We start from the raw sequence: 13218 nt of genomic DNA, 5'->3' as shown, positions 1-13218 counted from the left end.
AAACGGTCGACGTTCGGTGGTGCGCGAAACCGGCCTACCGGTCGAGCCGTCGCGCGAGCGCCGCGCGGTACCGGCCCGCCAGGTGGCTCGCGACGAGCCGGTCTCGGGGGTCGACGCCGAGGCGGCGGAGCGCCGCCGCGTACGTCGCGAGCCCCAATACGCCCCCGACGACGACCGCGGCCAGACCTGGGACGACCGCGCGGACCGCCCGCGCGACGAGGAGGGCCGCAACCCCAGCCGCGAGCGGGGTGAGGAAGGTGCGGTCGAACGGCCACAGCCCCTCGAACCGACGCAGCAGCAGCACCTGTATCCCGTTCTGGCCGGCGATCGCGAGCGACGTGCCGAGCGCGGCGCCGACGAGCCCGAAGCGGACGACGAACGCGTACGTCAGCGCGACGTTGAGGACCGCGAGCAGCCAGTCGAGCGCCATCCGGGCGTACTGGTGGTCGGTCATCATCAGGAGCCAGCCGGTCGCGCCGACCGCGCTGCCGACGAACACCCCGCCGAGGTAGACGACGAGCGGGAGGTACCCCGCGACGTACGGGTCGCCGAACAGCCCGAGCAGCTCCCGGCCGTAGACGGCGAGGACGACGAGGATCGGGACGACCGCCGTGACGATCTGGCGCGTCACCGAGGAGTACACCGCGTTCAGCGTCGCGGTCCGGTCGTTCGCGTACAGGTCGGAGGCGACGGGCGGGAGGAGCTGGTTGAAGGACATGAGCGGGATCCACGCGATCGCGATCAGCACGAGCACGACGTTGTACACCCCCGCGGCCGTCGCGGTCAGGAGCGCCCCCACGAGCAGCACGTCAACGCGGTTCTGGAAGACTTTCCCGAGGCTGCTCATCGCGACCGGCGCCGCGTGGTCGTAGAAGCGCCGCGCCTCGCGGCGGGCGCCGCGTAGCGACGGGACGACGCCGGTCACTCGCGCCGAGAGCGGGACGGCGACCGCCGCGAGCAGCGCGGTCGCGGCGACGATCCCGACGGCGACGCCGCCGATAGAGTAGCCGGCAGCGAGCGCAGCGACCGCGGCGACGAGCCGGACCCCCGGCCGGAGGAGCTTGTTGAAAGCGATCTCACCGCGGGCGGAGCCGACGGCGCGGAAGATCGCCGACGCGACCATCACGACGCCGAGGAGCCCGACGAGGAAGCCGAACGCCCGCATCGCGCCCGGGAAGGCCGCCTCCTCGACGGTGAGGTCGTTGATACGCGGGGCCGCGAGCCAGACCCCCGCGGCGATGGCGGCGCCGAAGCCGAGCGTCGTCGCGTACGCGAGCCCGGCGACGGTCCCCCGCCGGGCCGGGTCGTCCGCGTACTCGGGGAGGTACCGCTGGAGCGTCGGCACGCTCCCGAAGGTGACGAGCCGCGACAGGAGCTGCGCGATCCGCCACGCGAGCGCGTAGACGCCGTACGCCGTCGGGCCGAGCCCCCGCGCGAGGACGAACTCGGTCGCCGCCGTCAGCGCCCGCTGGCCGGAGACGCCCCCGGACGTGACCACCGCGCCGTGAGCGATCGTCACGAGCGCCTCGCGCTCCTCGTCGGGGACGGAGTCGTCGCTCGGCGTCTCGCGCTCGTCCTCGCCGCCGGCTCCGGGGTCGGCGTTCACGGGTTACCTCGACCTGGCCCGGCTCGGGAGAAAAGCGGCACGTTCCGTCGCCGGCTCGATCGCTACCAGCGGTGGTGGACGTGCTCGCGGACGAACTCGTCGTACACCTCGCGGGCCGCCTCGTGCGCGTCGTCGCCGAGCGGCGGACGGTCGCTGACGGCCGCGTTCGACCGGATGTGCTCGGGCGTCGTCGACCCCGGAATGACGGCCGAAACGGCGTCGTGGTCGAGGATCCATCGGAGCGAGAACCCCGCGAGCGAGAGGTCGTCGCCGGTCGCGTCGGTCGGGTCGTCGGCGACCGCGTCGACGCGGTCCGCGAGCGCGTCGGCCGCGTCGAGGCCGGCCTCGAAGGGGACGCCCGCGAACGTCTCGCCCACGTCGAAGGCGTCGCCGTCGCGGTTGTAGTTGCGGTGGTCGTTCTCCGGGAACTCGTCGTCGCGCGAGAGCGCGCCGGTCAGCAGGCCGGACGCGAGCGGTACCCGGCAGATCACGCCCACGTCGCGGGCGGCGGCCTCGTCGAGGAACAGCTCCGCCGGGCGCTGGCGGAAGGGGTTGAAGATGATCTGGACCGACTCGACGCCCGGATATTCGATCGCCTTCAGTCCCTCCTCGACGCGCTCGACGCTGACGCCGTACGCCGCGATCCGCCCCTCGTCCGCGAGGGTCGCGAGCGCGTCGAACGTCTCCGGCCGGTAGTAGACGTCCGTGGGCGGGCAGTGGAGCTGGACCAGATCGAGCGTCTCGACGCCGAGGTTCTCGCGCGATCGGTTCACGAACCGACGGAGGTTCGCCTCGGTGTACCCGTCGGCGACGTGGGGGTCGAGCCGGCGGCCGGCCTTCGTCGCGACCGTGACGTCGCCGCGCGCGATGTCGTCTCCGAGCACGTCGCCGAGGAGCTGCTCCGAGCGCCCGTCGCCGTAGACGTCCGCGGTGTCGAAGAAGTCGATCCCGGCGTCGCGGGCGGTCTCGACGGCCGCGACGGCCTCAGACTCGCTCACGTCGCCCCAGTCGCTCCCGATCTGCCAGGAGCCGTAGCCGACCTCGCTGACCTCGCCGACGCTCCCGAGCGTGCGATGATTCATGTTCACTCCCAACTGGTCGGGGCGGCGGCAAGGGCGTTCCGGAGGCGGAACCGCGGAGGAACGACGGAGCGACCGGCGGGGACGCTATATAAATAAGGGCGCTACTCCGTCCGGAAAGCACGCGATCCCTTTTAATCGAAGTCCCGCTCAGTTCCTTGTCACCCTCTGGGATAGGATCGAGCCGATTCCGACGGCGATCAGTCCGGCCGGGATACCGACCGCTGGGAGCGGAATACTGCATTCGTTCACCCCGTCGGGCGTGTACAGGAGGTTCCCGTCCGCCACGCCGAGGACGCCGATTCCCTGCCCCTCACCATCCGGAACACCGACGTCTGTACACCCCCCGAACAGCATGGCGGGGAAGGTAACCAGTTGCGCGAGGACGATACTGAGGCCGACGATAAGCAAACCGCCGCCGAGGAGGGCTACTCGCTGCATGTTCGATCTGCACTGACAGGTGCACTGGCATATATTTTGGCCGTGCTGATTGGAATCGGACCAGAGCGTGACGCCTTCGAAGAGCGTCAACGATGCCGGCTCACCGAATTCCCGGAGATTCCCTCGACTACTCCGCGTCCGGTTTATAAGACGTCTTCCAGCGCGTCCATCGTCTCGTCCACGCGCTCGACCCGCGCGTTGTGTCCCATGTGCCCGACGCGGAGAACGTCTCCGGCCAACTCGCCCAACCCCGTCGCGACGAGCACGTCGCGCTCCTCGCGCAGTCGCTCCTGCAGCTCCGCGGCCCGTCCGGGCGTATAAAAGGCGGTCACCGTCGGCGAGCTGCGTTCCGGCTCCGGATACGGCTCTAACCCCAGTTCCGCCCCGCGCTCGCGACACCGCGCCGCGGCCGCCCGGTGTCGGTCCCGAACCGCGTCGAGCCCCTCCTCCAGCCACATCTCCAGCGCCGCGTCGAGCGCGACGATCTCGGTCGTGAGGTGGGTGTACGGGAATCCCTCCGACGTGTCGCGCCACGGGAGGAAGTTCGTGTACAGCGAGTGCGGGTCGCGCTCGTCCATCGCCGCCCACGCGCGCTCGCTGATCGCGGCCGTGGTGAGTCCCGGCGGCGCGCTGAAGCACTTCTGGGACGCGCCCAGACAGACGTCGATCCGCTCGGTAGGTACTCGGACCCCGCCGAGCGAGGAGACCGCGTCGACGACGGTGACGATCTCGCCGTCGGCCCCCTCCAGCAGGTCCAGCGCGGGGCCGAGGTCGTTGAGCGTCCCCGTGGGGGTCTCGCAGTGGACCAGCGTCGCGACGTCGAAGTCGCCGTCGGCGAGGGTCGACTCCAGCTCCGCGAGCGGGAGCGGCTCGTCGTACTCTGCCGAGACCAGCGTCGCCTCGCCGCCGTACGACTCGACGAAGTCGGCGAACCCGTCGCCGTAGAGCCCGTTCGACAGGCAGAGCACTTCGGTGCCGGGCTCGACGAGCGAGGCGATCGCGGCCTCCAACCCGAGGATCCCCTCCCCGCCGGGGACGACGACGTCGCGGGAGAGCGCCTCCGGAGTTCCGTCGGCCTCGCTCGTTGCGCTCGACTCGACACCGTACACGGTCTCCAGCCGGTCCGTGAGCCGGTCGTATATCCGCTGGAACTCCGGGTCCACGTCGGGGTTGATCAGCTCGCGGCTCATCGCGTCGCGGACGGGTTCGGGGACCGCGGTCGGTCCCGGCGTCATGAGCATACCTCGACACGCTGTTCCAGCGAAATAAGCCCCCCGTACCGGCCGCCGCCGGGCCGATACCACCGCCACACGTAAACATATATGATCGGCGAGCGGAGTTCCACACATGACACGCGACCATCACTCCCGCGCGTGGTCGGTGCGGTCGGCCGACAGACGCACTGCGGCCGCCGGGTCGGGGGCGTGAATGTCCCGACAACCCCTCCGGGTCCTCGCCGTCGTCGCCGTCGTCGCCCTCCTCGTCGGGACGCTCGCCGGCCTCGCCGTCGCCCAAGAGGAGCCGCCGTTCGTGCGCGGCGAGCCCGAACTGGACGTGTACGTCCCGGACTCGACGGTGTCCCCGGGGACGACGACGGACCTCACGGTGCAGATCGCGAACGACGGCGACGTGGAAGCGGGGTCGGACGCCCGGCGAGCCACCGTCACGACCGCCCGGAGCGTCGTGATCGACGTTCGAAACGACGGCTCGCCCCTCGTCGTCGAGACGGGCCGGTTCGCCGTCGGATCGATCGGCGAGGGCGCGGTCCGGGAAGTCCCCGTCTCGGTCAGGGTCCCGGCCGACGCGAAGCCGGGACGGTACTCGCTCGACGTGCGGCTCGAGTACTCGCACACGTTCCTCTCGGCGCCGCGGAGCGGGGTCGTCCAGGACCGATCGCGGACGCTGACCGAGTCGATCGGGGTGACCGTGGACGACGCGCCCCGGTTCGCGATGCGGACGGTCGACACGGACGTCCAAGTCGGCGACTCCGGGACGCTCGCCGCGAACGTGACCAACGTCGGCGGGGAGCCCGCACGCGACCTTTCCGTCGAACTCGCCGCGAACAGTCCCGACGTCGCGCTCGGCGAGACTGAGCGGAACACCGCGCGGATCGACCGGCTCGACCCCGGCGAGAACGCGACGGTCAGGTTCCCGGCGAGCGTCGACGCGGACGCCGCCGCGGAGTCGTTCGGCCTCACCGGCAGCGTTCGGTACACGGACGTCGACGGCATCCGCGGCGTTCACGAGGGGATCCCGGTCGGGCTCCGACCGCGCGCGGAGCAGTCCTTCTCGGTCGCGGTCGACGACTCCACGCTCCGCGTCGGCGAGAACGGGACCGTCAGCGGGACGATCCGCAACGACGGGCCGAGCGACGTCGACGGGGTCGTCCTCGCGGTCGGCGATGGGGCGTTCGCCCCCCGCAGTCCGCGGTACGCCGTCGGCGACCTCGACGCCGGCGAGAGCGCCGCCTTCCGGTTCCGCGGCGAGGTCCCGGCGGGCGCCGACTCGGTCCCCCAGCAGGTGGTCCTCTCGACGAGCTACCGGAGCGCCGCCGACACCGTCCGCACGACCCGCGAGGCGGTTCGCGTTCCCGTCGCCGAGCGCCGGGACGCGGTGACGGTGTCCCCGGTCGACGCCGAATTCGCGGCCGGCGAGGACGGCGTGTTGCGGCTCGACGTGACGAACCGCCGCGACGTCGAGCTCCGCGACGTCGAGCTGCGTCTCGCCGTCGACCAGCCGCTGGAGAGCGAGTTCCGAACCACCGTGGTCCCGTCGCTGGCGCCCGGAGAGACGGGGCGGGTCGCGTTCGACCTCGCGGTCGACGGCGAGGCGCCGGCGAGCCGGTATCCGGCCAGCGTCGAGATCAGCTACACCGATCCCGACGGGGTCCGCGTCACCGGCGACACCGCGACGGTCGCCGCCTCGGTCGTCGAGTCGTCCGGCGGCGAGGTCCCCATCGAGTCCGCCGTGCTGATCGTCCTCCTGCTCCTCGTCGCCGCCGGGGCGTGGTGGTTCTATGTCCGGTGAGACCGACCGCCCCCTCGTCGTCGAGGGGCTCACGAAGGAGTTCGGAAGCGTGGTCGCGAACGACGACGTGTCGTTCGCCGTCGACGAGGGCGAGGTGTTCGGGTTCCTCGGGCCCAACGGCGCGGGGAAGTCGACGACGATACGGTTGCTGCTCGGGCTGTTGAAGCCCACTTCGGGGACGGCGAGGGTGCTCGGCGCCGACATCCGCGACGAGGACGCGCTGACCGGTGTCAAGGGCCGGATCGGGTACCTCCCGGCGCACCTCGGGTTCGACGAGGAGGCGACCGGCGAGGCGGTGCTCGACTACCACGGCGCGATGAAGGGCGAGCGTCGCCGCGAGGAGCTGCTAGATCTTTTCACCCCGCCGATAGAGCGACCGGTACGCGAGTACTCGACCGGGAACAAGCGGATGCTCGGACTGGTGCAGGCGTTCATGCACGACCCCGACCTCGTGATCATGGACGAGCCGACCGGCGGGCTCGACCCGCTCAAACAGGAGGCGTTCAACGAGTTCGTCCGCGACGAGCGCGAGCGCGGCACGACCGTGTTCTTCTCCTCACACGTGTTGAGCGAGGTCCGACGCGTCTGCGACCGCGTCGGCATCCTCCGCGCCGGGTCGCTCGTGGAGCTCGAGGACGTCGAGGCGCTCCTCCACCGGAGCGGGAAGCACGTGCGCGTTCACGCGAGCGACGCGGCGGTCGCGGCGATAGCCGACCTCGACGGCGTCGTCGACCCGGAGCGATTCGTCGAGGGCGTCCAGTTCATCTACGCCGGCGACGTCAACGCGCTCCTCCGCGAGCTCGCAGCCCACGACGTCCGCGACGTGGAGATCGGCGAACCCCCGATCGAGGACGTGTTCGCGCACTACTACGGAAGCGAGGAGACGGGAGACGAGGGGGACGGAAGCGAGGAGACGGCAAACGAAAGCGGAGTCAACGTGAGCGACGGAGCGGGGGCGTCGAATGCTTGAGACGGCTCGGTACGAGGGGAGACGGCGGCTCCGCGGCGCCGCGGTCCTCACGGCCGGCGTCGGGGCGTACGCCGGGTTCATCGTCTGGTACTTCACCGTGCTGGAAGGGGTCGACTACGAGGACGTCTTCGAGGACCTGCCGCCGGCGATGCTGGAGGCGTTCGGCATCGAGAGCCTGTCGACGATCGAGGGGTTCCTCGGCGCGCAGGTGTTCAACTTCGTCTGGCTGCTCGGGCTGGGGCTGTACTTCGCGTACGTCGCCGGCGGCGTCGTCGCGCGAGACGTCGAGACGGAGCGGATGGACCTCCTCCTGTCGTTCCCCGTCTCGCGGTCCCGGCTGCTCGTCGAGAAGTTCGCCGCGCTGCTCGTCCCCATGATCGCCGTCAACGCCCTCGGCGGCCCGATCATCTACCTGTTCGTCGTCGCCGTCGGGGAGACGGTCCCACTCGATCACCTGTTGCTCACGCACCTGCTTTCGGTCCCGTACCTCCTCGTCTGTGCAGGGGTCGGCCTCGCGTTCTCGGTCGCCGTCGACCGGGCGGCGGTCGCCGAGCGGGGCGCCGTCGGCACCGTGTTCGTCCTCTACCTCGTCGAGTCCGTCGTCGGCGGTGCCGAGGGATACGACTGGATACAGTACCTGAGCCCGACGCAGTACTACGAGCCGACGCCGATCCTGATCGACGGGTCGTTCGAGCCGATCGACTCGGCGATCCTGCTCGTCGCGTTCGTCGGCCTGCTCATCCTCTCGCAGGCGCTGTTCGAGCGTCGAGACATCTGATACGGAGTGTTTCGGGGGTTTCGGGCCCCCTCCGGGCGGATCGCTCGACCGATCGCCGCCGGTCCGGCCGACACGTTCAAATATTTCTGTCGCTTTCGTTCCACCACGATGATGCTCCCGACCCATGTGCTCGCCGGGATGCTGCTCGCCGCGCCGCTCGTGCGCGTGGCGCCGGAACTGGCGACCGTCGGGTTCGTCGCGGGGTTCCTCGGCGGGCTCTTCCCCGACCTCGACATGTACGTCGGCCACCGGAAGACCCTCCACTACCCCAACTACTACTCCGCGTTCGCCGGCGTCTCACTCGTCGCCGCCCTCGTGACCCCCTCCGCGGTGACCGTCGCCGCGGCCCTGTTCTTCCTCGGGGCGGCGCTCCACAGCGTCTCCGACATGTACGGCGGCGGGCTGGAGCTGCGTCCCTGGGAGGGGAACTCCGACCGCGCGGTGTACGACCACTACCGGAAGCGCTGGGTCGCGCCGCGTCGCGGGATCAGGTACGACGGCGCCGCAGAGGACCTCGCGCTCTCCGTCGGGCTGGCGCTCCCGCTCCTCTACCTGCTCAACGGGCCCCTCCGGCTGATCGTGGCCGGGACCCTGCTCGTCGCCGCCGTGTACACCCTCCTCCGGCGGCACCTCGCGGAGCTCGCCGCGCTCGTGATCCCGCTGGTGCCGGCGGCGCTGACCCCGTATCTGCCGGACCGGTACACGGACACGGAGCCGACCGAGTAGCCCGTCACCCGCGCGCCGCGACATCGCCCGTTTCCCTCGCGACCGCCGCAACATCGCCCGTTTCCCTCGCGACCGCCGCGACATCGCCTTTGCTGCCGGATCACCGTGTCTACTGGAGACGCACTGACGACACTGACTGACCGGTGTGCACGCGTCGCGAGGGGTTCGACTGCGGTCGTCTTCCGCCGATGCGAGATCCGAGTCGTCGGGCGGCATAACGTACGCGGAAGTTATCGGCAGTGTTCCGTCCGTCATGCGGATATAGTATTGTACGTCAATCCCAAAACCATTATCAGCACACGCACGCTACGGACGGTATATGAAAGAGACGTACACAGAGACGTATCCGACGCGATCGCCGGGCGCAGACGCCGGACGCGGAGCGGAGAGCCGATGACGGGCACGGAGCTGCTCCCCGGCGCGTCCCCCACGATCGCAGCGCTCGCCGTGATCGGTCTCGTCCTCGTCGAGGCGGCACTTCTGTACGCCGTCTACGGGGTGCTCGAGGACAAGCTTGCGTCGACCGTATTTAAACGGATACGGCGGATATAGATGTTCGAGCTTCTCGGACTGAGCGCCGACCTCTTCGCGCTGTTCGTCGTCTTCGGGTTCATGGTCGGGGTGTTCTTCGGCTTCTTCGGGATGGGCGGGTCGTTCCTCGTGACGCCCGCGCTGCTCATCCTCGGATACCCCGCGCCGGTCGCCATCGGGAGCTCGATGGCGTTCGTGTTCGGGACGGCGGTGATAGCGACGCTGAAACACCACGACGCCGGGCAGGTGGACTACCGGCTCGGCGCGCTGATGTTCGTCGGGATCACGGTCGGCATCGAGCTCGGCAGTCGCCTGGTGTTCGGGCTGGAGGTGCTCGGGATCGCGGGCGTCGTCGTCGGCGTCGCGTACGTCATCCTGCTCGCGGCCATCGGGATCCTCTTCACGCGGAGCGCGCTGAGCGACGAGCCGGACGCGGCGGGAGACGAGCCGGACGGAGAAAGCGGGACCCCGGCCGACGACGCGCCCGAGGACGACGTCCCCGAGATCGCCCGGAAGATCAAGTCGTACAACATCCCGCCGATGATGACGCTCGCGGACGGGAGCGAGGCGTCGCTGTGGACAATCTCCGGCGTCGGCGGCGGCGTCGGCCTGATCTCCGGATTCCTCGGGGTCGGCGGCGGCTTCGTCCGGATGCCGGCCATCTACTACCTGATCGGCACCTCGCTGGCGGCGGCGGTCGGGACCAGCCTGTTCGGCGGGCTGATGTCGGGGGGCGTCGGCGCGTTCACCTACGGGCGGGCGGGGGTCATCGACCTCGGCATCGTCACCGCGCTGCTGCTCGGGAGCGCGCTCGGCGCGCGGATCGGCTCCGGCGCGACCGCGTACGTGGACGAGGACGACGTGACGATCTACTTCGGGCTCATGCTCCTGATCGCGAGCCTCGCCGTCGCGCTCGGCGAGGTCTCGGCGTGGCTGGCGATGCCGGTCCTCGACCGAGTCAGCTTCGTCCTGCTGGTCGGCTCGGCGCTGTTCGTCTGCGCCATCATCCTCTACCACGGCGCGGTCGCGGTCCGCGGGGGCCGCGACGCCGCGCCGTCGGCGTAACGGAACCGACGCGCGAACGCTCGGGACCGACGCCTTACGGCGTCCGTCGCACCGACCGCCAGCTCTCGAAGAACGCGCCCGCGGGGTGGTAGTCGGGCTCGACGCCCGGCGGCTCCGGCGCGACGAGGTCCCCCTCGGCGTCCGACGGGAGCCGCTTCTCGTACCAGACGCCGGCCGGCCCGCGGTACAGGTCCGTCCGAACCGCGAATCGGCGGTGCCAGCGTCGGAACCGCTCGGCCGCGTCGGCGTCGCCGCGCGTCGCCGCCCGCTCCGCGAGCGCCGCGGCCGCCCCGATCGCCTCCGCGAGCGCCCAGCCGTACCGGTCCTCGACGAGCGGGGAGCCGTCGGCCGCGTGCGTGTAGACGAACCCGTTCTCCGCCCAGCCGCGGTCGACGGCGACGTCGAACAGCTCGCGGGCGCGGTCGTACCAGTCGATGTCGGCGCCGTCGATCGATGCCGCGGGCTCCTCCGCGTCGTACCGGTCGAGGAGCGCGAGGAGCTTCGCCCACTCAGCGTGGTGGCCCGGCTGATACCCCGGCGGGCGGAACTGATGGCGGGGCTCGTCGGCGTTGTACCCGAAATCGTGCTCCCACTCGGGGGTGTAATGCTCCCAGAGAAGGCCTCTCGTCTCGCTCGCGAGATCGACCGCGATCGCCTCGGCGATGCGGCGCGCTCGATCGAGGTACCGGTCCTCGCCCGTCGCCTCGTACGCGGCGAGGTACGCCTCGCAGGCGTGCATGTTCGCGTTCTGGCCGCGGTACGGCTCTACCTCGGTCCACTCGGCGTCGCAGTCGCTCCGGAGCAGCCCGGCGTCGTCGCGGAACCGTTCCTCGATCAGCGCGTGCGTCGCCGCGATCCCCTCGCGGGCGCCGTCGATCCCGGCGTCCGCGGCGCGGGCGTACGCCAGCAGGACGAACGCGTGGCCGTACGCCGACCGCGTGCGGTCGATCGGGTCGCCGTCGGCCGTGACGACGAGCCGGTAGCCGCCGTCGTCGCTTCGGTGAGCCTCGCGCAGGAACGCCAGACCGTGTTCGGCCGCCGGGACGCACCAGTCCGGGCCGTCCGCGAGGGCGCCGAGCGCGAAATTGGCGACCGACCGGCAGGCCGCGACCAGGTGTCGCCGGTCGCCGGTGTAGCGATCCCCCGTCTCCGGGTGGAGGAGCCGGTAGCCGCGGTCGGCGAGCGCGTCGGGGTACTGGACGCGCAGCGTCGCGAGCAGCCGCGCGCGGTGCGGCCGCGCCCGGCGCTCGGCGTCGGTTGACGTCGCGTCGGTCGGGCTCGCGTCGGTCATCGAGTGCAACGAGGACGCGTCACCGCCTAATGGCTGTCGACCGTCGCGCCTCCGGACCGGTCCGCCCGGTGACACTCGCCCACACGATATTGTACGGAATACCCAAAACTATTATCACCGCTGGCGGCGTACTGGAGAGTATGAGTTCAACCGAGTCCGTTCCCGCGGAACCGATTCAGCTGTCCAGTCCCGACGAGTTCGACGACCTGGTCGCCGACCACGACGTGGTCCTCGTCGACTTCTACGCCGACTGGTGCGGTCCGTGTCGGATGATGGAGCCCGCCGTGGAGTCGGTCGCCGCGGAGACCGACGCCGCCGTCGTGAAGGTCGACGTCGACGTCCACCAGTCGCTCGCGGCCGAGTACGGCGTGCAGGGCATCCCGACGCTGCTCGTGTTCGCCGGCGGCGAGCTCGCCGACCGCATGGTCGGCGCGCAAAACGAGGACGCCCTGACCGACGCGATCACGGAGCACACCGCCTGAATGGCCGAACCCGACGGCGAGATGCTGACCCGAGACGACGGGATGACGCCCCGAGAGCTGCGCGCCGACGTGCCGGCGCTCGGGGAGGCGGCGTACTTCAACTTCGGCGCGCACGGGCCGAGCCCGAAGTACGTCGTCGAGGCCGCGTCCGGGTTCATCGCCGACCACGAGTACGGCTCCGCGGCGACCGACCCGTACGGTCACGCCTTCGAGACGTACGAGTCGGTGCGCGAGCGGATCGCCGCGTTCGTCGGGGCCGAGCCGGCCGAGATCGCCCTCACGGAGAGCACGACCGACGGGATCAATCGCATCGCGGGCGCGATCGACTGGGAGCCCGGCGACGTCGTCGTCCGGACCGACCTGGAGCACCCGGCCGGGATCCTCCCGTGGAAGCGGCTCGAACGCGAGGGCGTCGAGGTCCGCGTCCTGGAGACCGAAGACGGTCGCGTCGACCGCGAGGAGTACGCCGAGGCGGTCGCCGACGCGCGGCTCGTCTGCTTCAGCGCGATCACGTGGACGCACGGGACGCGGCTCCCGGTCGCCGACCTCGTCGAGGTCGCGAACGAGGCCGGCGCGTTCACCCTCGTCGACGCCGTCCAGTCGCCCGGACAGGGCCCTATGGACGTGTCGGCGTGGGGCGCCGACGCGGTCGCCGCCGCGGGCCACAAGTGGGTCCTCGGCCCGTGGGGCGCCGGCTTCCTCTACGTCGACCGCGACGCCGCCGCGGACCTGGCGCCGCGCGCCGTCGGCTACCGCAGCGTCGACGACCCGAGCGCGTCTGAGATCGAGTTCAAGGAGGGCGCGAAGCGCTTCGAGATCGGCTCGACGACCGCCGCCGCCCACGTCGGCCTCGCCGAGGCGCTCGACGCGATCGACGCGGTCGGCCTCGACGCGATCGAGTCCCGGATCGCGTCGCTCACCGACCGGCTCAAGGCGGGCGTCCCCGCGGACCGACTCCTGAGCCCCCGCGAGTTCGAGAGCGGGCTCGTCACGATCGACGTCGACGACCCCGACGCGACCGTGGAGCGCCTCGCGGAGCGGGACATCGTCGTGCGGTCGCTGCCGCATCCGAACGCGATCCGCGCCTCCGTCCACGCCGTCTCCACCGAGGCCGAGGTCGACCGACTGATCGACGCGCTCGACGCGGAGTGGTGAGGCCCGCGGCGATTGTGAGCGCCGCCGGCGCGACGGGTCTCGCGACACCGGACCGGCCCGCCGGCGC

The 13218-nt window shown here is 71.0% G+C and carries 13 protein-coding genes; 8 read left to right on the top strand and 5 right to left on the bottom strand.

Annotated elements, in window-relative coordinates:
- Positions 1-34: 34 nt before the first annotated feature.
- The 4 genes from Hrr1229_RS09745 to Hrr1229_RS09730 all read right to left on the bottom strand — a co-directional run bounded on the left by Hrr1229_RS09745 (position 35) and on the right by Hrr1229_RS09730 (position 4367).
- Positions 35-1606, bottom strand: a complete 1572-nt coding sequence (locus tag Hrr1229_RS09745; RefSeq protein ID WP_123113079.1) for a lipopolysaccharide biosynthesis protein — start codon at positions 1604-1606, stop codon at positions 35-37.
- Positions 1607-1668: 62 nt separating this feature from the next.
- Positions 1669-2688 (bottom strand): aldo/keto reductase, encoded by a 1020-nt coding sequence (locus Hrr1229_RS09740; protein WP_123113080.1) that lies wholly within the window; start codon positions 2686-2688, stop codon positions 1669-1671.
- 147 nt (positions 2689-2835) lie between these two features.
- Positions 2836-3126 carry a hypothetical protein gene (locus Hrr1229_RS09735; RefSeq protein WP_123113081.1) on the bottom strand — a complete coding sequence of 97 codons (291 nt, stop codon included), beginning with the start codon at positions 3124-3126 and terminating at the stop codon, positions 2836-2838.
- Positions 3127-3269: 143 nt separating this feature from the next.
- On the bottom strand, positions 3270-4367 hold the full coding sequence (locus Hrr1229_RS09730) for an alanine--glyoxylate aminotransferase family protein (RefSeq protein ID WP_123113082.1): 1098 nt from the start codon (positions 4365-4367) through the stop codon (positions 3270-3272).
- A 187-nt stretch (positions 4368-4554) separates the two neighbouring features.
- Here Hrr1229_RS09730 and Hrr1229_RS09725 point away from each other — a divergent pair, with 187 nt between their 5' ends.
- The 6 genes from Hrr1229_RS09725 (at position 4555) to Hrr1229_RS09700 (ending at position 10223) form a co-directional block, all read left to right on the top strand.
- A complete protein-coding gene (locus tag Hrr1229_RS09725; protein ID WP_123113083.1) occupies positions 4555-6153 on the top strand; it encodes an NEW3 domain-containing protein in 1599 nt (532 codons plus the stop codon).
- Positions 6143-7123: an ABC transporter ATP-binding protein gene (locus tag Hrr1229_RS09720; RefSeq protein ID WP_123113084.1), complete on the top strand. Its 981-nt coding sequence runs from the start codon at positions 6143-6145 to the stop codon at positions 7121-7123. The genes Hrr1229_RS09725 and Hrr1229_RS09720 overlap by 11 nt, the downstream gene beginning before the upstream one ends.
- Positions 7116-7901, top strand: coding sequence for an ABC transporter permease subunit (locus Hrr1229_RS09715; RefSeq protein WP_123113085.1), 786 nt, complete (start codon positions 7116-7118; stop codon positions 7899-7901). The genes Hrr1229_RS09720 and Hrr1229_RS09715 overlap by 8 nt, the downstream gene beginning before the upstream one ends.
- Before the next feature lie 108 nt (positions 7902-8009).
- Positions 8010-8627 carry a metal-dependent hydrolase gene (locus Hrr1229_RS09710; protein ID WP_123113086.1) on the top strand — a complete coding sequence of 206 codons (618 nt, stop codon included), beginning with the start codon at positions 8010-8012 and terminating at the stop codon, positions 8625-8627.
- Positions 8628-9020: 393 nt separating this feature from the next.
- Positions 9021-9179, top strand: a complete 159-nt coding sequence (locus tag Hrr1229_RS09705; protein ID WP_176329391.1) for a hypothetical protein — start codon at positions 9021-9023, stop codon at positions 9177-9179.
- Positions 9180-10223: a sulfite exporter TauE/SafE family protein gene (locus Hrr1229_RS09700; RefSeq protein ID WP_123113087.1), complete on the top strand. Its 1044-nt coding sequence runs from the start codon at positions 9180-9182 to the stop codon at positions 10221-10223.
- A gap of 34 nt (positions 10224-10257) precedes the next feature.
- Here Hrr1229_RS09700 and Hrr1229_RS09695 read toward each other — a convergent pair whose 3' ends face one another.
- Positions 10258-11514 (bottom strand): AGE family epimerase/isomerase, encoded by a 1257-nt coding sequence (locus Hrr1229_RS09695; RefSeq protein WP_123113088.1) that lies wholly within the window; start codon positions 11512-11514, stop codon positions 10258-10260.
- Positions 11515-11654: 140 nt separating this feature from the next.
- On the opposite strand from Hrr1229_RS09695, the gene trxA reads away from it, so the two are divergent.
- Positions 11655-11996 (top strand): thioredoxin, encoded by a 342-nt coding sequence (trxA, locus tag Hrr1229_RS09690; RefSeq protein WP_123113089.1) that lies wholly within the window; start codon positions 11655-11657, stop codon positions 11994-11996.
- A complete protein-coding gene (locus tag Hrr1229_RS09685) occupies positions 11997-13151 on the top strand; it encodes an aminotransferase class V-fold PLP-dependent enzyme (protein ID WP_255212476.1) in 1155 nt (384 codons plus the stop codon).
- Positions 13152-13218 lie beyond the last annotated feature (67 nt).

The organism is Halorubrum sp. CBA1229 (assembly GCF_003721435.2).
Taxonomy (GTDB): Archaea; Halobacteriota; Halobacteria; order Halobacteriales; family Haloferacaceae; genus Halorubrum.
This window is presented reverse-complemented; position numbering and strand designations above follow the sequence as displayed.

Coding starts and splice junctions, on each gene's coding strand:
- Hrr1229_RS09740 (WP_123113080.1), bottom strand. CDS start 2,688: ATGAATCATCGCACGCTCGGGAGCGTCGGCGAGGTCAGCGAGGTCGGC.
- Hrr1229_RS09735 (WP_123113081.1), bottom strand. CDS start 3,126: ATGCAGCGAGTAGCCCTCCTCGGCGGCGGTTTGCTTATCGTCGGCCTC.
- Hrr1229_RS09730 (WP_123113082.1), bottom strand. CDS start 4,367: ATGCTCATGACGCCGGGACCGACCGCGGTCCCCGAACCCGTCCGCGAC.
- Hrr1229_RS09725 (WP_123113083.1), top strand. CDS start 4,555: ATGTCCCGACAACCCCTCCGGGTCCTCGCCGTCGTCGCCGTCGTCGCC.
- Hrr1229_RS09720 (WP_123113084.1), top strand. CDS start 6,143: ATGTCCGGTGAGACCGACCGCCCCCTCGTCGTCGAGGGGCTCACGAAG.
- Hrr1229_RS09715 (WP_123113085.1), top strand. CDS start 7,116: ATGCTTGAGACGGCTCGGTACGAGGGGAGACGGCGGCTCCGCGGCGCC.
- Hrr1229_RS09710 (WP_123113086.1), top strand. CDS start 8,010: ATGATGCTCCCGACCCATGTGCTCGCCGGGATGCTGCTCGCCGCGCCG.
- Hrr1229_RS09705 (WP_176329391.1), top strand. CDS start 9,021: ATGACGGGCACGGAGCTGCTCCCCGGCGCGTCCCCCACGATCGCAGCG.
- Hrr1229_RS09700 (WP_123113087.1), top strand. CDS start 9,180: ATGTTCGAGCTTCTCGGACTGAGCGCCGACCTCTTCGCGCTGTTCGTC.
- Hrr1229_RS09695 (WP_123113088.1), bottom strand. CDS start 11,514: ATGACCGACGCGAGCCCGACCGACGCGACGTCAACCGACGCCGAGCGC.
- trxA (WP_123113089.1), top strand. CDS start 11,655: ATGAGTTCAACCGAGTCCGTTCCCGCGGAACCGATTCAGCTGTCCAGT.
- Hrr1229_RS09685 (WP_255212476.1), top strand. CDS start 11,997: ATGGCCGAACCCGACGGCGAGATGCTGACCCGAGACGACGGGATGACG.